Origin of the sequence: Enterococcus malodoratus ATCC 43197, from assembly GCF_000407185.1 — a bacterium.
GTDB lineage: Bacteria > Bacillota > Bacilli > Lactobacillales > Enterococcaceae > Enterococcus_A > Enterococcus_A malodoratus.
Genome location: NZ_KE136481.1, coordinates 609,982 through 632,012, shown reverse-complemented (window position 1 = coordinate 632,012; position 22,031 = coordinate 609,982). Strand labels below are relative to the sequence as shown.

Here is a 22,031-nt window from a genome sequence, read left to right as displayed (position 1 = left end):
TTGGAGGGATTTTAGACAATGATGGAGTATTTGATTAACAATAGCGGTGGTATTATTTTTGCGATTTTGGGAATGGCAACAGCAACTATTTTTTCTGGGATTGGTTCCTCAAAAGGTGTAGGTATGACTGGTGAGGCAGCGGCCGCACTGACGACAAGTCAACCTGAAAAATTTGGTCAGGCTTTGATTTTGCAGTTATTACCAGGTACACAAGGGTTGTATGGTTTCGTTATTGCATTCTTGATCTTCACTAATCTGACTAATGATTTGACTGTAGTTCAAGGATTGGGTTACTTGGGAGCTTCATTACCAATTGCCTTTACAGGATTGTTTTCAGGGATTGCCCAAGGTAAAGTAGCAGCGGCCGGTATTCAAATTTTGGCGAAAAAACCAGAGCATTCAACAAAGGGAATCATTTATGCTGCCATGGTTGAAACTTATGCAATCTTAGGTTTCGTTATCTCATTCTTGTTAGTAGGACAAGTGTAAGGAGTTTTTTGATGGAAGCAATCGAAAAGATAGTCGAGCAGTTAAACCAGCAAGCCGATCTGGAGCAGCATCAGCTAAAAGAAAAAGAAACGGCACGAATTGACCAAGAATTCCAAGCAGAAATAGTGGAAATAGATGCTGAACACCAAAAGCGTTTGGAGAAAAATTTACAGAATTTAGAGAATAACTATAAGCAGGCGACTAATCGACAACATGTTGCCCAAAAACAGATGATCTTAAATCAAAAGCAAGCTATTCTAGAGCGTGTTTTTGTTGAAGCGGTAGCTCAGATGGAAAGTTGGTCTGTGAAAGAGCAACAAAAGTTTGCTCATAATGCATTGGCGAAAATGGACCTGCAAGGTGAGTTAGTTTTTATTTCTGGAGAAAAGTCAAAGTCGATATTTACTGATGAATGGCTGATTGAGCAGAATCAACGGCTTGCTTATCGACTAGTTATGGGAAAAAATTCTGTTGCTGATCAAGCTGGCTTCGTTTTGGACAAAGATGGCGTACAGTATAACTTTCTTTATCAAAGCTTGGTGAGAGAAATTCAGCAAAGAGATAGTTTCCAAGTCGCTCAAACACTTTTTGAGTAAATTTTAATTGGAAATAGTCTGTTGCTAATAGAATAATGCGGATTGGAATGTCAATCCTGCTTTTCTTGTCATTTAAGGACAGAAAAGTCTTTTAGCCAAGAGATATCTAACGAAACGATAAACACAGTAAGAATCAAACTATTTTATTGAAAAATTAGCCTATTAACTACGAATTAGGAGGCATTGAATGAAACAATCTAGTTATCATGAATTGAATCCGCTGGTTCGTTTGAAAGAATTGGAACTGTTAACGCCCGATCTACTGGAACGAATGCTGAAGGCTGAAGATTTGGCAGATGTTGAAACTTTGTTTAGAGGCACAATTTATGGCGAGTATTTGACAGAGGAGTTTTCTGAGAGTTTTGAAGAGGCTTTAGGTCATGCGCAAGAGGATTTACTGAAGGAGTTAGTAGAGATCGTTCCTGATCCGAAGGTGGTCTGGATCTACACAATGCGTTTTACTTTCCATAATCTTAAAGCCCTGATTAAAGCTGAGTTATTAGACCAAAATTTTGATGAGCTCTTCATTTACGATGGTTTTTATTCATTAGAACAAATCAAAACGGCCATTCGAACGGGCCAGGCAAGTGGATTACCAAGTTTTTTACTTGAAAGTATCCAAGAAGTTCGTGAACATTTTGAAGAATCCAACAGTTTACAAGGAATTGATATTATCTTGGATCGGAAGTACTTGTACAGCCAACGGAAAATTGCGGATTCGATTGATGAATCAGAGTTGACCAAAGAAGTCGTCAGCTTTATCGATTTTACAAATATTTTAATGGTAGCACGAGGAATCAAGCAAAAGAGAAGTCGAAATTTCATGTCGACGGCGTTGTCTAGTCATGGCAGCATTCTTAAAGAAGAGCTGCTGGATTGTGTAGAGGGCGACCTTGAGCAATTTACGAATTACTTGAAAATGACCTCGTACGGTGAAATGATGGAAACAATTATTCAAAATAATGTAATTAATTTGAGCCAGTTAGAACGTCTTTGTGATGATTATTTGACTAGCTTTTACGAAACGGCTCAAACACAGGCGTTCGGACCGTTACCAGTATTGGCTTTGTTAAATGCGAAGGCCATTGAAATAAAGAATCTACGGTTAATTATCACAGGTAAGAGAGTCGGCTTGTCGGAGGAACAAATAAAAGAGAGGATGCGTGAGACTTATGGCACATAAAATCGGTGCGATTGGTGATAAAGACTCAGTCTTACCATTTAAACTTTTTGACTTCGATACTCGAATAACAAAGGATAAACAAATCATTCGGCAACAAATTGATGAGATGGCGAAGAATGAGTACGGCATCATTTATATTACTGAAGAGTTTGCTCAGCTTGTTCCCGACACTATCAAACGCTATGAAGAAAAGATGATTCCGGCGATTGTGCTGATTCCTAATCATGAGGGAACATTAGGGATCGGCAAGTCCATGATCCAAGGACAAGTCGAACGAGCGGTCGGACAGAATATTTTATAAAGGAGCTAATGACTTGCAAGAAGGTAGAATAATAAAAGTTTCTGGTCCACTAGTGCTGGCAGAAAAAATGGAGCAAGCAGCCATTCAAGATATTTGTTATGTAGGTGACCTTGGGGTTATCGGCGAAATCATTGAAATGCGTGGTGACGTAGCATCCATTCAAGTATATGAAGAAACTGCGGGAATTGGACCAGGCGAACCAGTAAAAACAACCGGAGAAGCACTTTCCGTAGAATTAGGACCGGGAATCGTCTCTCAAATGTTTGATGGTATCCAACGTCCGTTAAATACATTCAAAGAACAAACCAATAGCAATTTTTTGAGTCGCGGGGTACAAATACCTGCTTTAGATCATGAAAAGAAATGGTGGTTCGAAGCGGCTATCGAAGAAGGCACTGCTGTATCAGCAGGCGATGTAGTTGGTACTGTTCAAGAAACAAAGATCATTACACATAAAATCATGGTACCAAATGGGATTAGGGGCACATTAAGAAAAATCTCATCAGGTGAATTTACGATCGATGAGCCCGTATATGTGATTGAGACATCAAGCGGTCCTCAAGAATTTTCGATGTTACAAAAATGGCCTGTTCGTCGAGGACGTCCAGTGTCAGAAAAACTGAATCCAGAAGCTCCAATGATTACTGGACAGCGGGTAATTGATACCTTTTTCCCAGTAGTAAAGGGTGGAGCCGCCGCAGTACCGGGGCCGTTCGGGGCTGGAAAAACCGTTGTTCAGCATCAAATTGCTAAATGGGCCGATGTTGACTTAGTTGTCTACGTTGGTTGTGGAGAACGCGGCAACGAAATGACGGATGTTCTGAATGAATTTCCAGAACTAATTGATCCGAAAACAGGCGAATCATTAATGAATCGGACAATTTTAATTGCCAATACATCAAATATGCCGGTAGCAGCTCGTGAAGCGTCGATTTATACGGGGATCACGATTGCAGAATATTTCCGCGATATGGGATATAACATCGCTATCATGGCTGACTCAACTTCGCGTTGGGCGGAAGCACTACGGGAAATGAGCGGACGTTTGGAAGAAATGCCTGGAGATGAAGGTTATCCAGCATATCTTGGAAGCCGTTTGGCAGAGTACTATGAACGTGCTGGTCGGGTCATTGCCTTAGGAAGTGATCGCAGAGAAGGATCAATCACGGCTATCAGTGCGGTTTCACCTTCTGGAGGAGACAATTCCGAACCCGTTACACAAAATACACTGCGTGTAGTAAAAGTATTCTGGGGATTGAGTGCCACTTTGGCACAACAACGCCATTTCCCTTCGATTGACTGGTTACAAAGCTATTCGTTGTATTCTTCGGAGGTCGGCAAGTATTTAGATAATGACTTGCAGGCGGACTGGTCAAAAATGGTCGCAGAAGGTATGCGTATGCTGCAAAAGGAATCTGAGCTTAATGAAATTGTGCGTTTAGTAGGGATTGATTCTTTATCAGAAAAGGATCGTCTTACGCTAGAGGTTTCTAAATCAATGCGAGAGGACTATCTACAACAAAATGCATTTGATGATGTTGATACGTTCAGCTCAAGAGAAAAACAATTTAAGATGATGCAAAATATTTTGACTTTCAATACTGAAGGTCAAAGAGCATTAGAGTTAGGTACGTACTTGAAAGAAATCATGGATGGAACGGTTGCCTTACGTGACCAAATCGCTCGCAGCAAGTATATACCGGAAACACAATTAGAAAAATTAGATCAAATCAATGCAGATATTGTTGCACAGATCCAATTGATTATTGCTGAAGGAGGGATGACCGATGATTAAGGAATATCGTACGATCAATGAAGTGGTCGGCCCTTTGATGGCGATCGATAAAGTTGAAGGAATCAAATATGAGGAACTGCTTGAGATTCGTTTGAACAACGGCGAACTTCGTCGTGGTCAAGTATTAGAAGTGCATGAAGACAAAGCGCTGGTTCAGATTTTTGAAGGAACCAGCGGGATCAATTTAAAAGAATCGACTGCTCGTTTTCTCGGACATCCTTTAGAACTTGGCGTTTCTGAAGATATGGTTGGTCGTGTATTTGATGGGCTTGGTCGTCCTAAAGATGGTGGTCCAGAAATCTTGGCAGAAAAAAATGTTGATATTAACGGGGAAGTAATCAATCCTGTTTCTCGAGATTATCCGGATGAGTTTATTCAAACGGGTATTTCCGCGATTGATCATTTAAATACTTTGGTTCGGGGACAAAAATTACCAGTGTTCTCAGGTTTTGGCTTGCCACATAAAGAGTTGGCGGCACAGATTGCTCGTCAAGCGACAGTGCTAAACAAGGATGATGATTTCGCAGTAGTTTTTGCTGGAATCGGGATTACCTTTGAAGAAGCAGAGTTCTTCATGGAAGACTTCCGCCAGACAGGTGCGATCGATCGCTCTGTTGTCTTTATGAACTTGGCGAATGATCCAGCGATTGAACGGATTGCAACACCTCGAATGGCTTTGACAGCGGCTGAATATTTGGCTTATGAAAAAGGTATGCACGTGCTGGTCATTATGACGGACATGACGAACTATTGTGAAGCTTTACGTGAAATATCGGCAGCTCGTCGTGAAGTGCCTGGACGTCGAGGATATCCCGGCTATCTATACACCAATTTGGCAACTTTATATGAGCGTGCAGGTCGGATCCGCGGCTTGAAAGGTTCGGTAACACAGATTCCGATTCTTACGATGCCCGAGGATGATAAGACTCATCCAATTCCCGATTTGACAGGTTATATTACGGAAGGGCAGATTATTTTATCTCGAGAATTAGATAAAAACGGCATTCAGCCGCCAATCGATGTTTTGCCTTCGTTATCCCGTTTAAAAGATAAAGGGACTGGTGAAGGGAAGACTCGAAAAGACCATGCGCCAACGATGAATCAATTGTTTGCGGCTTATGCACAAGGAAAACAGGCCAAAGAATTAGCAGTGGTGTTAGGCGATTCTGCGTTATCCGATGTTGATAAAATTTATGCACAATTCGCGGAGCGATTTGAAGAAGAATATGTCAATCAAGGATTTTATGAAAATCGTTCTATCGAAGAAACCTTAGATCTCGGTTGGGAGCTCTTAGCGATGCTGCCGCGGACTGAGTTAAAACGGATCAAAGATGATATGTTGGATGAATATTTAACAGAGGGAGTTTGATCCTATGGTGAAATTAAATGTGAACCCTACGCGGATGGAACTAACTCGTCTAAAAAAACAATTAACAACAGCAAGTAGGGGACACAAGCTATTAAAAGATAAGCAAGATGAGTTAATGCGTCGTTTCATTTTGTTAGTAAAAAAGAATAATGTGATGCGCGCCGAGGTAGAGGAAGAATTGCAGCAGGCGATGAAGAATTTCTCGGTGGCGGATGCGCTCTTAAATGATAAGTATATTGAGGAATTATTAGCTGTTCCTAAAGAACGAGTAACACTTGATGTGATTGAAAAGGACGTCATGAGTGTAAAAGTACCTGTCATGAATTTTCAACATGGAAAAGATTTAGCTGATGGACCGTTGGAATATGGTTTTCTAAATTCTAATGACGAACTAGATCAAAGTATTCAAAAGTTTACCAAAGTTTTGCCAAAACTTTTGGAACTAACTGAGATCGAAAAGACCTGTCAGCTGATGGCAAAAGAAATCGAAAAGACACGGCGTCGGGTTAACGCGTTGGAATATATGACGATTCCACAGCTGGAAGAGACAATTTACTTCATCCAAATGAAGCTGGAAGAAAATGAACGTGCGGAAGTAACACGCATGATTAAAGTTAAAAATATGGGTACTACTTGAGAAAGTAGTACCTTTTTTTGAAGGTAGGAAAAGATGACTAAAAAGAAACGCTGGCCGTTTAGAATTTATCCAATTCAATTTATCGCGTTAGGTTTTGGCGGAATTATTTTGCTGGGAGGTTTGCTGCTTACTTTGCCTGTGTTTACACGAACTGGCGAGGGAACTCCATTTATCGATGCATTATTTACGGCAACGTCGGCGACCTGTGTAACAGGCTTAACGACATTGACGACAAGTGAGCACTGGAACATAGGTGGTCAGTTGATTATTTTAGTTTTGATTGAAGTCGGCGGGCTGGGATTTATGATGATGCCGTTCATATTTTTTGCAATTATGAAGAAAAAGGTGGGACTGCTGACACGCATTATTTTGCAGGAGTCTTTAAATCTTGATAGTTTGTCAGGTGTTATGCGGCTCATGTATTATATTTTTCGTTTTGCATTAGGGTTTCAATTATTGGGAGCAGTTCTGCTTGCTTTTGATTTTATTCCGACTTACGGTGTTGTAAAAGGTCTTTGGTATTCGATTTTCCATTCGATCTCGGCTTTTTGCAATGCTGGTTTTGATTTGTTTGGTGATAGCCTGGTTGGCTTTCAAGACAATGCCTATGTACTGTTGGTAATTTCAAGTCTGATTATTGCCGGAGGGTTAGGTTTTATTGTTTGGCAGGATCTGATGAATTATAAGAAGACGAGAAAACTGAGTTTGCATAGTAAGCTGGCTTTGACCGTCTCTCTTAGCTTATTGGTTGTCGGGACGCTTGTTTTTTATGTATCCGAATCTGGCGGGCGCTATATTGTAGCGGGCTCGTCGCCAATAGATCGTTTTGCAAATATGCTTTTTATGTCGGTAACGGCGCGAACGGCTGGATATTTTTCTGTTGATTACGGAAATGTTAGTCAAGCCGGGATTCTTTTTACGATTGTGCTAATGTTTATTGGCGGAACGCCGGGCTCGACTGCTGGTGGACTAAAAACGACCACATTTGGTGTTTTACTAGTCCAAACAATTTCTATGTTGAAGGGAAGAGAACATGCTGAGGCTTTTCGGAGGACGATTCGTCCATCGGTAGTATCTCGGGCGCTCACTTTGTTCTTTATTACTTTGAGTTTATGTATTGGTGTGACGATGTTAATGTCTGTAACTGAGATCTTGCCGCGTTTTCGTGGAATAGAATACCTTTTATTTGAGACATTCTCAGCCTTTGGTACTGTCGGGCTGACGATGGGATTGACTCCAAGTTTGAGTATTATGGGAAAACTATTGATCATTGGCTTAATGTATATTGGCAGAGTTGGTATCCTGACTGTTGGATTCTCGCTAACAATGCGTTTGACCAAAGGAAATAGTGGTCACTATAAACTTCCTGAAGAAAGTGTCATGATCGGATAAACTAAATAGGCGCTCGTTGGAAAAATTCCAATGAGCGCCATTTTTATTTAAATTGTTCGCGCAACCTCAAAGCCATCCCAAATAGCCGCTCGAATATTTCGCACTTTGGCGCTATCACCTAGCCGATAGACGTAAGGGGACTCATAACGAAGCTCTTCAAAAAGCGTACCTTTTGCACGATAACCGACAGCAATAATGATATTATCAGCGGCGATCGTTTGTTCATTTTCGCCTACAGTGATTTTCAGACCATCTGAAGTAATTTCTTTCGCCTGTGTATTTGTAAGAATCTCTACATTATGGAAAGCTAATAGATCTCGTAACATCCATTCGTTCATAGGAGGTAGTGGGCTGCCTGATTTAAGAATGTCAGGTAAGGCCTCAACGATAGATACTTTTTTGCCTTGTAATGCTAAATGCAGAGCTAATTCACAACCAACCAAGCCGCCGCCAATGATGGTGCATTGCTGACCTAGAGAAACTTGATTCTTCAAAACCTCATCTGCCAAATGAACGGGTTTATTTTCACTGCCAGAAAGTTTTAGTTGAATCGGTGTCGAACCTTCGGCTACAAAAATCGCGTCAGGTTTCAAATCACGAATTTTTTCTTTTGTTGCTTCCTCATTTAAATGTACGTCAACATTCAGTTTCTGCATTTGATGTTTGTACCATTCGACTAAATCTAAATCATCATGCTTAAAGGCAGGGATTCCTCCTACCAACAAAGATCCGCCAACACTCTCTCTTGCTTCAAATAGAGTGACTTGATGCCCGCGAAGAGCACTTACTCTGGCCGCCTCCAGGCCTGCCGGGCCGCCACCAACGACCAGAATATTTTTCTGTTTGACCGCTGGTTCGATTCTGACAAAGTTTTCTCGACCACATTGCGGATTTACTGCACAGGAACCGCGGCCTCCCTCAAGTAATCGACCAAAGCAGCCGTCATGACAACCTAAGCAGGGACGAATGTCTGCCAAATCGTCAATCATTACTTTGTTGACGTACTCAGGGTCAGTCAACAATTGCCGACCAATTCCTACAGCATCGATTTTTCCATTCTGCAAAGCTTCAACTGCCATGTCAGGATTTTCCATCCGACCTGCAACAACGACGGGCACATTTGTTACCTTTTTTAATCGCTCTGAAAGCGGCAAGTACATGCCCTTTTCAAAATACATAGGCGGATGTGCCCAATACCAGGCATCGTAGGTTCCTGCGTCAGCATCGAAACCATCATAGCCAGCTTCTTGTAAGATTTTTGCGGCCTCCAATGATTCTTCGACATCGCGACCTAATTCTGTAAATTCTTCACCGGGAACGGCCCCTTGTCTTAACTGTTTAATGTAACTCTTGATGCTGAAACGTAAAATGACCGGAAAATCCTTGCCGCAACGCTGTTTAATAGCCTTTAAGATTTCGATTGGAAAGGTCAAACGGCCGCGCAGATCACCGCCGTATTTATCTTCCCGCTGATTGAATAAAGTCATGGTGAAGCAATCCAATAAGTATCCTTCGTGCATGGCATGGATTTCAACACCATCGAAGCCGACTTTTTGAGCGATGTGGGCCGATTCTGCAAATCCACGAACGATTGCCTCGACTTCTTCCGTTGTTAATGCTCGGCATTCTTCATCAATCCAGCGGTTCATGACTTTTGAAGGAGCGACAAAATCCGTATCTTTTAATGCTGTCGGCAGGGCGCTCCTTCCTAGACCAGCCGTTAGTTGCATAAAAATTTTAGTACCATAGGGATGAACTTTATCTGTGATTTCTTTACCGATTTTTTCATAAACACTTTCATTTGTCACGGGACTTGGGAAAAAGGCATCATTGTGTTTTTCGATCGCACTTTCTACCCAATTGGCACCAGTTATAATTAAGCCTACACCGCCGCGAGCCCGCTCTTCAAAGTAATCAACTGCGTCGGGTGTGTAGCTATTGGTTTCATCCGTCTGTGCTAAAGTTCCCATAGGTGCCATACAGAATTTGTTCTTAATCTCGACATGACCAATGTTGAATGGTTCAAATAATGGTTTATACTTTTGCTTCATCATGTTTCTCCCTTCATTGATTGATAAGCCTGCGTCTATTTGTTACACTAATCACAAAAGGATATTGACTAATGCCTATATTCTTATTCTAAGTATTTTCTTGGTTGCTGAATTGAATAATTACGCAGACTCTTTGTTGTTTTTACGAATGATTTGGAGGTTTCTAGATGAGAAAGTCATTATCGTTAGAATTCACCGATCCGCAAGAGTATATTGAGAACTTAGATCACGTCAATTTTAGTTATTCGCTTTTTTCTGAAGAAGAAGTTGCTATGCACTATTCTAGAATTCATGTTGTAAATGATTTAGTCATGACGTTTAGCGATCATGAGGAGTCCACCGGTTTCTTTACAAATGAACGTCGTGATCAAAAATATTTTGGGTTAAGATTTATTCGTTCCGGGCAAGAATGTCATTCTTTTAACTACCAAAGTATTTTCCTGGATAAGGACGAATGTTTGTTTTTTGATTTATCAGGCAAGGGTGGGTATCAGCGCTTATCTCGTGTTGAAGGGATCAATTTATTATTTCCATATAAAATGTTGGCAGCGAAACTTCCCAACATGGAAGATTTCTGTATGAAATTAAATTGCCGCCAGGGATTAGGCAAGATTATGTTTGATTACACGTTTTCGATTGAAGAACAATTGAGCGGACTTTCAGAAGACGATCGTGTACTGATTATTGACAATTATTTAGAGGTGCTTTGTCAATGGTTAATTCAAAGTGAAGACAAGTTTCCTAATCGGCATAATACAAAGGTATTTGCTCAAATTCAAGATTATATCAGCCACCATCTGTCCAACGAAACACTGAATTTATCCTTAGTCGCCACTGAATTTAATCTTTCTCAACGAAGCATTCAAAAATTGTTTGAGGAGCAAGGATTGACCTTCAGCAAGTATCTTACCAATGAACGATTACGCCATGCGGCTCAAGATTTAGTAAATAGTCATTTAACAGTTACAGAAATAGCGTTAAAATGGGCATTTTGCGATACGTCATATTTCTGCCGGAAATTTAAAATAAAATTCGGTCGAACGCCATCAATCTATATGAAAGAGTATCGAAGCAGCTTATGCGGCGAGAGCATACAGCGAATCTCCTGCCCATTAAAGAAATAAAAAGGAGTCAGCCCACGATTGGGCTGACTCTTTTTTAGCGAATCACTTCGATTTTATAACCATCTGGATCAGTGATGAAATAGTACGAAGGATCAGTGCCTGGCAGGCCCTTCATATCTGTAACATTGAACCCTTTTGCTTTTTGATCCTCATGAAGTTTTTCAATATCTTCTGAACGAATCGCGATATGCCCGTAGCCATCACCTAAATCATAAGCAGCATGATCATAGTTGTAAGTTAATTCCAACTCATAATCATCACCGGGTAAAGTTAAGTAGACTAAAGTAAATTTTGAATCTGGAAAATCACGACGACGTGATTCTTCAAAACCGAATGCTTCCTGATAAAATTTTACTGATGCCGCTAGATCTTTTACGCGAACGCAAGTGTGTGCCATTTTCATAAATTAGTATCCTCCTATTAACTGATAAAAATATCATAACATAAATCATGAATTTGCCAGCAATTATGCTCAACGGTTGTTTATGAGTTTTTTTTAATGTAAACTAACCAGTAAATACATTTTGCAGGAGGGCACCAATGATCCCAGTGTTTGGCGTAAAAGAGGCCGAAAATAATTATCAAGCACGTTATGCAGCTTACGCAATTTTAATGAATGAAGAAGGAAAAATTGCACTTGTACAAGCTCCTAATGGCGCTTTCTTTTTACCTGGTGGAGAAATCGAAGGGAATGAAACGAAAGAAGAGGCGATAGAGCGCGAAATGCTTGAAGAATTAGGCTTTGAAGTAGTCTTGTCAGATTATTTAGGACAAGCAGATGAATACTTCTATTCACGTCATCGAGCAACTTTCTTTTACAATCCAGGCTATTTTTATTCTACGAAAAGCTGGAAAAAAATATCTGCACCGTTGGAAGAGGGAAACAGCAGCAGCTGGGAATCACCAACCAAGGCAATTGAATTATTGAAACGCGGCAGTCATAAATGGGCAGTAGAAGAATGGCTAAATAAAAAAACTTTCTGAGCGATCAGAAAGTTTTTTTATTTATTCAACGAGAGCGCCGTTGTGAATATGTTTAGCGAAAGCCTGATAATAATCATCGAAAAGATCCGAATTTTTGCTATCCTGTTGCGTCATTTCCTTAGGATAGTAAAAGCGAACATCACCTTGTCCTTGACCAGTCAGGGCAGAGACTAATTGGCTGGCTTTCGATAGTTCAATCAATGAACCATCTTTTTGCATCAGCTCGATTTGTGTTCGGTGACTGCCTTTCTCTGGATGATAAAGATCATACGGCAAATCGTAGCTAGAATTGATTGCTGTATAGTAACGTGGATTAAAACCTGCTTTTTCAACTAATGATTTCAATTCAATCAACAGCGGATTCTCACTAGAATCGACTGTGATGGATTTTAAAGGTTTTCGATTTAAAAAGCGGTAAGCTAAATCACTTAGGATCAAATCTTTTTCCTCAATCCACTGAGCGAAATAGGTGTTTAGTACACCGTCATCCAATTTTAAATAATCCTCTAATGAAAAGTCCTCATTTAAAAAAGGAATCAAAAATTGTGAATGCAGGGTAAAAATGTCTGCATTCTCTTGATACAATTCATGGGCACGATCCAATAAATGCTCCAATAGTACTTCCATTGCACGAGAAACCTGGTGGAAATAAACTTGGACATACATTTGATAGCGGCTAACGATGTAATCTTCTACGGCGTGCATTCCGTTCATGGAAAAAGCAATTCCACCTTCGTAAGGACGAATGACCCGCAGGATACGTGTTAAATCAAAAGTGCCGTATTCAGTACCAGTATAATAGGCGTCGCGTAACAAGTAATCCATTCGGTCAGCATCGATTTGGCTGGAGATCATTTGGACAACCTGCGGATTTTCATAAGTTTTTGTGATGACACTAGCGACTTTTTCAGGAAATCCTTCTTCAACATTGTTGAGAATTTGAAAGACCTCAGTTTCCGGTGAAGTGATGATTGCCACAGTCAAAGCTTCGTGATCCGTGTGGAAAATATGCTCAAATGTATGTGAATAAGGACCGTGACCAACATCATGCAATAAAGCAGCACATAAAGCGACTAAGCGATGTGAGTCATCCCAACCGTCTTTTCCGTATTTTTCTTGTGAGTAATTCCGTTGAAAAATATCACAGATTCGGCGAGTAATATCATAAACACCCAGTGAATGAGAAAAACGGCTATGTTCTGCTCCGTGAAAGGTATATGAAGTAGTACCGAGTTGTTTGATTCGGCGCAAACGTTGAACTTCTTTTGAATTAATCAGATCCAAAATCACCTGATGTTGAACATGGATATAATTATGAACTGGATCGCGAAAAACTTTTTCCAGCGGTAGCATTTGATATTTATAGGTCATTGAGTACCTCCTGAATAATCGAGTTGCGTTGCTGCATGTTTTTGATACGTTGTTGATATTCTTCTAGTTGGTAGAAGTTTGATAGAAAGGCTGTCTGATCATTATGCGGCATTACTTGTAATAACTCTTTTTTGACGGAATCGATTGATACATCAAATGAAGTGACAGCATCCAACGTTGTCATACTAGCCGGATTGACAGGCGGATAATCGACGCCAAATTGATCTCGCAGCCCGCTTTGATAATAAGCACGAACGATCTTTCCACGTAAATTTTGATCACCATTGACGCTAAGATACATCATAATTGCCACGCCGTCTTTAACACGTCGTTGAGCAATACCGGCAATTTTTTTCCCATTGATCGAAAGGTCATATTTTCCTGGACAATAGGAATCGGCAACTTCTCCGACTTCGAGCCCCATTTTACCAAAACGAGTTTGCTCCAGCCAATCCACCATGGCTTGATAGCCGTCATCAATCGACAACGCAGAAATCGTTTGTTTAGGGAGAATCAGAGAAATATTTAAAACGCCAGCATCGCTGATTACACCTAAACCACCAGCGTTACGTAAAAGCAGACGATAATCTTCTTTTTGAACTGTTTTTAGCGCATCACCAAAATAGGTGACACGGCTATCTTTCATTCCCAAAATCAATGTCTTCGGCAACTGCCAAAAATGAATGATTGGCTGATCTTGTTCGCCGCTGAATTCTGTCAATACATCCGTCAAAGCAAAGGGATTGTACAAATCATTATCCGGTAGCTGGCCTTGATCAAAAAGCATTGATTTTTTCATCGAATCTTCCTCTCGTTCCTTGTTTTCTTTCCTATTATAAACAAAAAAACGGAAAGTAAGTAATTAAGTCGCTCAAAAAGCAGAAGTAGTTGACAAAAAAAATAAAACCGATAAAAATAAATAATGGAAGGAGTGGAAGTTCTGTGGATATAAAAGAAGGCATTCCCGCAAAAATTAACGTTCAAACGAAAGTCACTCAAAATAATGAGACAGAAGACTTCGTATTTGATCTCCCAGGTCAGGTAATCAAGATGGGAGATACGCTGTACATTCGCTACAAAGAAATTCAACCTGATGGTCAAGAGGTACCGGTTACCGTAAAGGTTACATCTGATTCTCAAGTTCAATTGATTCGTTCAGGTGAGGCGCGTATGCGAATGCGTTTTGCTTATCGTGAGAAGATGGAAACGAGCTATAAGACACCGTTTGGCATGTTCATTATTACCACCTATGCGAAAAATATGCATATTAGTTTAAAAGACCGCCCATTTTCAGGTATCATTACGATCGATTATTCCTTGCATATGAAAGACGAAAAAGTCGGCGAATATCAGATGGTCTTAGAATTTACTACCTAAGGACAAGAAAGGTTTGCTTTTTGGCTTTTGATTTTGTATGATAAGGAGTAGACTTTGAAAGGACGTGTCATACTTGGAACTTAGTATTTTTGATGGTTTTAACAAAGATGAATTGTCAATGATTGAAGTGGCACACGCAATTCTGGAAGAACGCGCAGAGGTAATGGATTTTTCGGATTTAGTCAATCAAATCCAAAACTATCTTGGCAAATCAGACAGTGAGATTCGTGATGCATTAGCACAATTTTATACCGATTTGAATATTGATGGAAGTTTTATTTCTCTAGGCGATAATCGCTGGGGATTACGTTCATGGTACGCGATTGATTCAATCGATGAAGAAGTGAACCATGGCTTAGAAGATGATGAAGAAGACAAACCGCGTCGTAAGAAACGCAAGAAAGTTAATGCCTTCATTAATGGTGATGACGATGCAATCGACTATAACGACGATGATCCTGAAGATACAGACTTGTTAGCTGACGATGAAGAAGATGAAATCGATGACGATGACGACGATGATGATGACGAAATCGCAGCATACAACTCTGACTTACAAGAGATCGGCGCTGATGCCAATGAGGACGATGAGGAAGATGTCCCAGGCGGAATCGAAGATGATCTAAGCGTGATCGATGATGACGACGATGAATTTGATGATGATGACGAAGAAGAAGAAAAATAGATCAATTGGATCTATTTTTTTTTGCCTTTTTTCACAAGCGCTTCATTTTGTTCTTTTTCAAAAAACACGATAGTATAAATTTAACAGATAAATAGAAAGGGGATTACTATGAAAAAGGTACCAGAAATAAAAATTAAATTAACCGATGTTACGGAACGCTTGGATGAAGGTTATCTATTGCTTTCCGAATTACGCAAAGAGGCGGATGCGCCAGTAGTAAAAGCACGTTTGTTAAACAAAGAGGTAATTGCCGTTTATGGAGAAGAGGCGGCCAAGAAATTTTATGATCCGAGAAATTTTAAACGAGAGGGTGCCATGCCGAAAATCGTTTTGAAAACATTGTTTGGAGAAGATGGTGTTCAAACCTTGGATGGCAAAGCACATGAATATAGAAAAACTATTTTTATGGATCTGATGACTCCAAAAAGGATGGAAGAGTATCATCGTATTTTGGATAATAACTTGTCGCATAAACTGAATCAGCAACAAGGCGAGTTCGAATTATTCGATTTGGCTAAAGATGTTTTGTTCCGTTCGATTTGTGAATGGGCAGGCATTGATCTATCCAAAATGACCCGAGCGGAGATCGACCGCGTAGCCGAATACCAAATCTCTATGATCAGTTCAGCCGTAACAAATCCTGCGACACACATTAAAGGAATCGAAAATCGCAAGAAATCAGAAAAATGGGCCCAAAAGCTGATCGAAGATGCTCGAACAAATCCGGTTGCCGGCAAAGAGGATGTTGCTCTTTACGCTTTTGCCAATGCAACAGACGATCAAGGCGAACTGCTTCCAATTGATGTTGCCGCAGTTGAATTACTGAATGTGATTCGTCCGACTGTTGCATTGACTGTTTGGATTGCTTTAATGGGACATGCTTTATTCAGCCGTCCCGATATTTATCAACGGCTGCGCGCAGAGTTTGATAAGCTGCAGGATTCATTTATCCAAGAAATGCGCCGTTATTATCCATTCTTCCCAATGTTGCCGGCCTTTGCAAAACAAGATGTGGAAATTGATGGTTATATGATCCCTAAAGATAGCTGGGTAGTTTTAGATCTATATGGAACCAATCACGATGAACGAACGATCGAATCACCAGAAATTTTCCGAATCACTCGTTTTATAGGTAAGGAAAAACATATTTCTTATGATGAAGAATATGAAATGATCGCCCAAGGCGGTGGAAAGTTTAAAGCAATGCATCGCTGTGCTGGTGAATGGATCACGTTGCACACCTTACGTGTTTTTTCTGATCAATTAGTTAATAAGTATGAGTTTTCAATTCCTGAACAAGATTGGGCGATTCCAATGAATCAATTTCCAACATTTCCAAAGGACAAGGCTGTACTCTACAAAAAATAATTAATAGTAACTTTATCAAATCAATTAACCTCTCTAAGCGGGACATAAGTCCAATTTAGAGAGGTTAATAGTTATTATTATTGAGTTATATCGTTCTTCACGATTGAATCAAAATTGATAAGTGTCCTTTAAAAAAGTATAATGAACCTCATAGGGATCAAATTTATTTGATACTTTTTCAAGTTAACAAAAAAACACTTCTCAAAAAAAGAGAAGTGTCGTAAAAAAATATGCGCCCTGAGGGAATCGAACCCCCGTCTCAAGAACCGGAATCTTACGTGATATCCACTACACTAAGGGCGCGAGCACGTTTATTAGTTTAGCATATAATTTTAAAAAAACAAGGGGAAAGTATATGAAGTTTCAACAAGGTTATTCGCAAAAGCAGCAGCAAACCCAAAAACTGGCGATGACGCAAGAATTGCAGCAGGCTATTCAAATCTTACAATTTAATACTGAAGAGCTGCAGGACTACGTTGAAACGGTCTCTTTAGAGAATCCGCTGTTTGAAGTGATAGCGCCAAAAATTCAAAGTGATTTGATGCAGATGCATAGCGGAACGGTCAAAGAGGAATCGTTTATCCAAATCGCAGATCATCCGGTCTCTTTATTTGAGCATTTAATCAATCAGATTCATTTGAATTATCGAGATACCTTCATTCGAGAAATCATGCTGGTTTTAGTGGAGTATGTCGATGTAAATGGCTATCTAAAGGTCGACGAAGAAAAAATCAAAGAAGAACTAAAGGCAACGGATATTCAATACTTGGATGCATTAACGCTTTTACAACAATTAGACCCTCCAGGTGTTGCGGCAAGAGATCTGCAAGAATGTTTGATGTTGCAGACCGAACAGGATGATTACGCTCCAGAACTGGCTTATCTTCTATTAGAAGAATCATTTGAGGCAATCGCGAAAAGAAAATTTGAACAGATCGCAAAAAATTATCAAATTAGTCTGGCGCAAGTTCAGCAGATTCTAGATTATATTCGTACATTGAATCCATTTCCAGGCGCGAGCTTTGGTGGACAGGATTCGAATTTCATCATCCCAGATCTCACACTAGTGAGACGAGAAGGGGAGTTAGTTGTGCTGTCGAATAAGCGCGGACAACTACGGCTGAATTTCCAAGAGAACTACTTCAATCGACTGAAAAAGCAGGCGGATGAAGAAACAAAAGTTTATCTAAAGGAAAAACTGCAGCAATTTGAATGGTTGAGCAAAACACTTGGTCAACGAAAAGATACCATTTTAGAAGTTGGAAAAATCATTGTTCAAGAGCAAGCGGCATTCTTTGAAGAAAAAAAGGGTGCTCTAAAACCACTGATGTTAAAAGATATCGCGAAACAATTAGAAGTCCACGAATCAACCATTAGTCGGGCAGTCAATGGGAAATATATTGAAACTGACTTTGGTGTTTTCGAACTACGCGGCTTTTTCGTTAATAAGGTCAATGATGAAGACACCTCTGCCGATGAAGTCAAACAATTGATTGCTTCATTAGTTGAAGAAGAAGATAAACGCAAACCGTTATCGGATCAAAAAATTGTTGAACTGCTTGCAGAAAAAGAACAAAAAATATCTCGACGGACTGTTGCGAAGTATCGCGATGCACTAAATATTCCCAGTTCATCGAAAAGAAAACGTTTCGATTAAGCCAAGTAAAAATTCTTGGCTTTTTCCTTGCGTAGCAGGCTTAAAACTGTTACACTTTGTCATGTAAGAAATCTGCAAATTTCAAATGATTGATTTGGCTTTCTTGCATTTTTTTTAAAATTCATGGGTCGCTAAAAGTCTATGAGGGACTACTTAAGTCCAACGGAGGAATTCCTTTGTTAAGTGAACTAAGAGTACTTGAAGCAATCGCCCCTGATGTGTTAGAGGTTGTCAAAAAGAGATATCGCATAATGCAAAATATCTTCTGGATGCAGCCGATTGGTCGAAGAAACTTAGCTGATTCATTGGGTCTTACAGAACGTGTTTTACGTGGTGAGACGGATTATCTTAGAGATCAGCGTTTGATTGACGCAACAAAGAGTGGGATGTTATTAACTGAAAAAGGCGAAGGGCTCTTGCAACATCTGGAACTTTTGATGGAGCAGTTCACTGGCATGGATCAGTTGGAGAAACAACTTGCTTCACTTTTTGAAATCGAACGTTGTTTGATCGTTTCTGGTAACAGTGACGAGCAGGAAAAAGTAATCGGTGAGTTTGGCGAGTTAGTTGATGAGGCTTTACAACGGCAACTACCAGAGGGTCGAAATATTATTGCAGTCATGGGCGGTACGACGATGGCGGAAGTCGCAAGACACGTCAGCCCGTTGGAAACAACAAAACGTCATAACCTTTTTGTTCCTGCAAGAGGCGGAATTGGTGAAGCAGTATCCATTCAAGCGAATTCGGTAAGTGCTTTGATGGCCGCCAATGCTCATGGAGAACACCGAGCATTATATGTTCCGGAACAATTAAGTGAAGAAGCCTACCACACGTTACTGAAAGAACCTTCAATCAGAACTGTGTTGGCGATGATCAAAGAGGCCAATTGTGTTGTTCACAGTATTGGTCGAGCTGTCCATATGGCAGCCAGACGAAAAATGTCGGAAGATGAGATTGTTCGTTTGAAACAAAAAAATGCAGTTGCAGAATCCTTTGGTTACTTTTTCGACGAACATGGAGCAATCGTTCATAAAGTGCCACGCATCGGATTATCTTTAGAAGATATCCAAAAGATGCCAACGGTTCTAGCAGTCGCGGGTGGCAAGAGCAAAGTCAAAGCCATTACCGCGTATATGAAAAATGCTCCAAAACAAACGTGGCTCATCACTGATGAAGCCGCCGCAAATGAGATTTTAAAAGGGAAATCCCCTTTAAAATAAATATATTTTTTTGATTCCATAAGGAGGAAATCTTAAATGACAGTAAAAGTTGGAATTAACGGATTTGGACGTATCGGACGCTTAGCATTCCGCCGTATCCAGGATGTAGCAGGATTGGAAGTTGTGGCAATCAACGACTTAACAGACGCTAAAATGTTGGCTCACTTGTTAAAATATGATACAACTCAAGGTCGCTTTAACGGAACTGTTGAAGTTCATGAAGGTTCATTCAACGTAAACGGCAAAGAAGTTAAAGTTCTTGCTAACCGCAACCCTGAAGAATTACCATGGGGAGAACTAGGAGTAGATATCGTATTAGAATGTACTGGATTCTTCACTTCAAAATCTGCTGCTGAAAAACATTTAACAGCTGGTGCTAAACGTGTTGTTATCTCAGCTCCTGGTGGTAACGATGTTCCAACAATCGTTTACAACACTAACCACGAAACTTTAACTGGTGACGAAACAGTTATCTCTGGTGCTTCTTGTACTACTAACTGTTTAGCTCCTATGGCTAAAACTTTAAATGACGAATTTGGTGTTGTTGAAGGATTAATGACAACTATCCATGCTTACACAGGTGACCAAATGACTCTTGATGGACCTCATCCTAAAGGTGACTTCCGTCGTGCGCGTGCTGCTGCAGCAAACATCGTGCCTAACTCAACTGGTGCTGCTAAAGCTATCGGTTTAGTTATCCCTGATTTGAACGGTAAATTAGACGGAGCTGCTCAACGTGTTCCTGTTGCAACTGGTTCATTAACTGAATTAGTTACTGTTCTTAACAAAAAAGTTACTGTTGATGAAGTAAATGCAGCTATGAAAGCAGCAGAAACTGAATCATTCGGTTACAACACTGACGAAATCGTTTCTTCAGATATCGTAGGCATGACTTACGGTTCATTATTTGACGAAACTCAAACTAAAGTAATGACAGTTGGCGAACAACAATTAGTTAAAACTGTTGCTTGGTATGATAACGAAATGTCATACACAGCTCAATTAGTTCGTACTTTAGAATACTTCGCTAAACTTTAAGATTTAGTTTAAACGAAAATGACATTGTCTGAACAAGGCGGGGAAGCAACGCGCTTCTCCGTTTTTTTCGTAAGTTTATCATTCGCTCTTTTTGCGAAAAGAGTTGTATAATAAAGGAATACAAAAAAATTATTTGGAGGTTTTCTTTCATGGCAAAAATGACAGTTAAGGATCTTGACTTGAAAGACAAGAAAGTTTTAGTTCGTGTGGACTTCAACGTTCCTGTTAAAGATGGCGTGATTACTGATGACACTCGTATTAAAGCGGCGTTACCAACAATCAACTACATTTTAGAACAAGGCGGCAAAGCAATTTTGTTCTCTCACCTAGGACGTGTGAAAACAGAAGAAGACAAAGCAGGCAAATCATTAAAACCTGTTGCTGAACGTTTAAGCGAATTATTAGGTAAGAACGTAACGTTTGTACCTGAAACTCGTGGTTCTGAATTAGAAGCAGCAATCGCAGACATGAAAGACGGCGACGTAGTTGTATTTGAAAACACTCGTTATGAAGATATCGACGGTAAAAAAGAAAGCGGCAATGACGCTGAACTTGGTAAATACTGGGCTTCATTAGGCGATGTATTCGTCAATGACGCTTTTGGTACTGCTCACCGTGCTCACGCTTCTAACGTAGGTATTGCTTCTACTGGAATTCCAACTGTAGCTGGATTCTTGATGGAAAAAGAAATCAAATTCATCGGCGAAGCTGTTGAAGAACCTAAACGTCCTATGATCGCGATCTTAGGCGGCGCGAAAGTTTCTGACAAAATCGGCGTAATTAAAAACTTAATTCCTAAAGCGGACAAAATCTTGATCGGCGGCGGAATGACTTATACATTCTACAAAGCTAAAGGCATGGAAATCGGCAATTCATTAGTAGAAGCTGATAAAGTGGAATTAGCGAAAGAATTAATCGAAGCAGCAGGCGACAAATTAGTCTTACCAGTTGATTCAATCACAGCGGCTGAATTTTCAAATGACGTTCCAACGGAAGAACATACTGGTGATGTTCCTACAGGACAAATGGGTCTTGATATTGGACCAGAATCAATCGCTTTGTTTGCTCAAACATTAGAAGGCGCAAAAACAGTTGTATGGAACGGACCTATGGGTGTGTTCGAAATGAGTAACTTTGCTCGTGGAACAATTGGTGTTTGTGAAGCAATCGCAAACTTGAAAGATGCTACAACAATCATCGGTGGCGGTGATTCTGCAGCAGCAGCTGAACAACTTGGCTTCGCTGACAAGTTCACTCACATTTCAACAGGCGGCGGCGCAAGTCTTGAATTACTTGAAGGCAAAGAATTACCTGGTCTTGCAGCAATCAACGATAAATAATTCGAAAAGTGTCGCACTTGTGACACTAGACAGATAATGAAAAGGAGTTTTTTT

At 40.2% G+C, this 22,031-nt stretch carries 21 protein-coding genes and 1 tRNA gene; 17 read left to right on the top strand and 5 right to left on the bottom strand.

All coding sequences use genetic code 11. The features are described 5' to 3' along the window. Positions 1–18 precede the first annotated feature (18 nt). The 8 genes from I585_RS03070 (at position 19) to I585_RS03035 (ending at position 7,762) form a co-directional block, all read left to right on the top strand. Entirely contained in the window at positions 19–489 is a 471-nt protein-coding gene (locus I585_RS03070; protein ID WP_010739568.1) for a V-type ATP synthase subunit K, read from the top strand. A gap of 11 nt (positions 490–500) precedes the next feature. Then, entirely contained in the window at positions 501–1,085 is a 585-nt protein-coding gene (locus I585_RS03065) for a hypothetical protein (protein ID WP_010739567.1), read from the top strand. Between the two features lie 187 nt (positions 1,086–1,272). Further along, a complete protein-coding gene (locus I585_RS03060; RefSeq protein ID WP_010739566.1) occupies positions 1,273–2,268 on the top strand; it encodes a V-type ATPase subunit in 996 nt (331 codons plus the stop codon). Next, positions 2,258–2,569, top strand: coding sequence for a V-type ATP synthase subunit F (locus I585_RS03055; protein WP_010739565.1), 312 nt, complete (start codon positions 2,258–2,260; stop codon positions 2,567–2,569). The genes I585_RS03060 and I585_RS03055 overlap by 11 nt, the downstream gene beginning before the upstream one ends. A gap of 13 nt (positions 2,570–2,582) precedes the next feature. Next, positions 2,583–4,364: a V-type ATP synthase subunit A gene (locus I585_RS03050; RefSeq protein ID WP_010739564.1), complete on the top strand. Its 1,782-nt coding sequence runs from the start codon at positions 2,583–2,585 to the stop codon at positions 4,362–4,364. Further along, entirely contained in the window at positions 4,357–5,733 is a 1,377-nt protein-coding gene (locus tag I585_RS03045) for a V-type ATP synthase subunit B (RefSeq protein ID WP_010739563.1), read from the top strand. Before I585_RS03050 ends, I585_RS03045 begins: the two co-directional genes overlap by 8 nt. 4 nt (positions 5,734–5,737) lie before the next feature. Next, positions 5,738–6,370 (top strand): V-type ATP synthase subunit D, encoded by a 633-nt coding sequence (locus I585_RS03040; protein ID WP_010739562.1) that lies wholly within the window; start codon positions 5,738–5,740, stop codon positions 6,368–6,370. A 33-nt stretch (positions 6,371–6,403) separates the two neighbouring features. Continuing rightward, a complete protein-coding gene (locus I585_RS03035; RefSeq protein ID WP_010739561.1) occupies positions 6,404–7,762 on the top strand; it encodes a TrkH family potassium uptake protein in 1,359 nt (452 codons plus the stop codon). A gap of 47 nt (positions 7,763–7,809) precedes the next feature. On the opposite strand, the gene I585_RS03030 is transcribed toward I585_RS03035, so the two are convergent. Further along, positions 7,810–9,816: an oxidoreductase gene (locus tag I585_RS03030; RefSeq protein WP_208855723.1), complete on the bottom strand. Its 2,007-nt coding sequence runs from the start codon at positions 9,814–9,816 to the stop codon at positions 7,810–7,812. 164 nt (positions 9,817–9,980) lie between these two features. Between I585_RS03030 and I585_RS03025 the strand changes: the two genes are divergently transcribed. Further along, positions 9,981–10,937, top strand: coding sequence for a helix-turn-helix transcriptional regulator (locus I585_RS03025; RefSeq protein WP_010739559.1), 957 nt, complete (start codon positions 9,981–9,983; stop codon positions 10,935–10,937). A 34-nt stretch (positions 10,938–10,971) separates the two neighbouring features. On the opposite strand, the gene gloA is transcribed toward I585_RS03025, so the two are convergent. Then, on the bottom strand, positions 10,972–11,340 hold the full coding sequence (gene gloA, locus I585_RS03020; RefSeq protein WP_010739558.1) for a lactoylglutathione lyase: 369 nt from the start codon (positions 11,338–11,340) through the stop codon (positions 10,972–10,974). A gap of 137 nt (positions 11,341–11,477) precedes the next feature. On the opposite strand from gloA, the gene I585_RS03015 reads away from it, so the two are divergent. Beyond that, positions 11,478–11,921 (top strand): NUDIX hydrolase, encoded by a 444-nt coding sequence (locus I585_RS03015; protein ID WP_010739557.1) that lies wholly within the window; start codon positions 11,478–11,480, stop codon positions 11,919–11,921. Between the two features lie 21 nt (positions 11,922–11,942). Here I585_RS03015 and I585_RS03010 read toward each other — a convergent pair whose 3' ends face one another. Together I585_RS03010 and I585_RS03005 are read right to left on the bottom strand one after the other, a co-directional pair. Beyond that, positions 11,943–13,292, bottom strand: coding sequence for an HD domain-containing protein (locus I585_RS03010; RefSeq protein WP_010739556.1), 1,350 nt, complete (start codon positions 13,290–13,292; stop codon positions 11,943–11,945). Beyond that, complete coding sequence (locus tag I585_RS03005) at positions 13,282–14,091, bottom strand: lipoate--protein ligase family protein (RefSeq protein WP_010739555.1); 810 nt, start codon at positions 14,089–14,091, stop codon at positions 13,282–13,284. Before I585_RS03005 ends, I585_RS03010 begins: the two co-directional genes overlap by 11 nt. 143 nt (positions 14,092–14,234) lie before the next feature. Here I585_RS03005 and I585_RS03000 point away from each other — a divergent pair, with 143 nt between their 5' ends. The 3 genes from I585_RS03000 (at position 14,235) to I585_RS02990 (ending at position 16,722) form a co-directional block, all read left to right on the top strand. Next, positions 14,235–14,669, top strand: coding sequence for a YwiB family protein (locus tag I585_RS03000; RefSeq protein ID WP_010739554.1), 435 nt, complete (start codon positions 14,235–14,237; stop codon positions 14,667–14,669). A 73-nt stretch (positions 14,670–14,742) separates the two neighbouring features. Continuing rightward, a complete protein-coding gene (gene rpoE, locus I585_RS02995; RefSeq protein ID WP_010739553.1) occupies positions 14,743–15,354 on the top strand; it encodes a DNA-directed RNA polymerase subunit delta in 612 nt (203 codons plus the stop codon). Positions 15,355–15,462: 108 nt separating this feature from the next. Next, complete coding sequence (locus tag I585_RS02990; RefSeq protein WP_010739552.1) at positions 15,463–16,722, top strand: cytochrome P450; 1,260 nt, start codon at positions 15,463–15,465, stop codon at positions 16,720–16,722. Positions 16,723–16,953: 231 nt separating this feature from the next. Here I585_RS02990 and I585_RS02985 read toward each other — a convergent pair. Further along, a tRNA-Arg gene (locus I585_RS02985) sits at positions 16,954–17,025 on the bottom strand. A gap of 52 nt (positions 17,026–17,077) precedes the next feature. On the opposite strand from I585_RS02985, the gene rpoN reads away from it, so the two are divergent. The 4 genes from rpoN (at position 17,078) to I585_RS02965 (ending at position 21,977) form a co-directional block, all read left to right on the top strand. Further along, positions 17,078–18,379, top strand: a complete 1,302-nt coding sequence (gene rpoN / locus I585_RS02980; protein WP_010739551.1) for an RNA polymerase factor sigma-54 — start codon at positions 17,078–17,080, stop codon at positions 18,377–18,379. 176 nt (positions 18,380–18,555) lie between these two features. After that, positions 18,556–19,599: a sugar-binding transcriptional regulator gene (locus I585_RS02975; protein WP_010739550.1), complete on the top strand. Its 1,044-nt coding sequence runs from the start codon at positions 18,556–18,558 to the stop codon at positions 19,597–19,599. Positions 19,600–19,635: 36 nt separating this feature from the next. Further along, a complete protein-coding gene (gene gap / locus I585_RS02970; protein WP_010739549.1) occupies positions 19,636–20,637 on the top strand; it encodes a type I glyceraldehyde-3-phosphate dehydrogenase in 1,002 nt (333 codons plus the stop codon). 149 nt (positions 20,638–20,786) lie between these two features. Further along, the gene (locus I585_RS02965; RefSeq protein ID WP_010739548.1) at positions 20,787–21,977 is read left to right on the top strand and encodes a phosphoglycerate kinase; all 1,191 of its coding nucleotides are present in this window, start codon (positions 20,787–20,789) and stop codon (positions 21,975–21,977) included. Positions 21,978–22,031 lie beyond the last annotated feature (54 nt).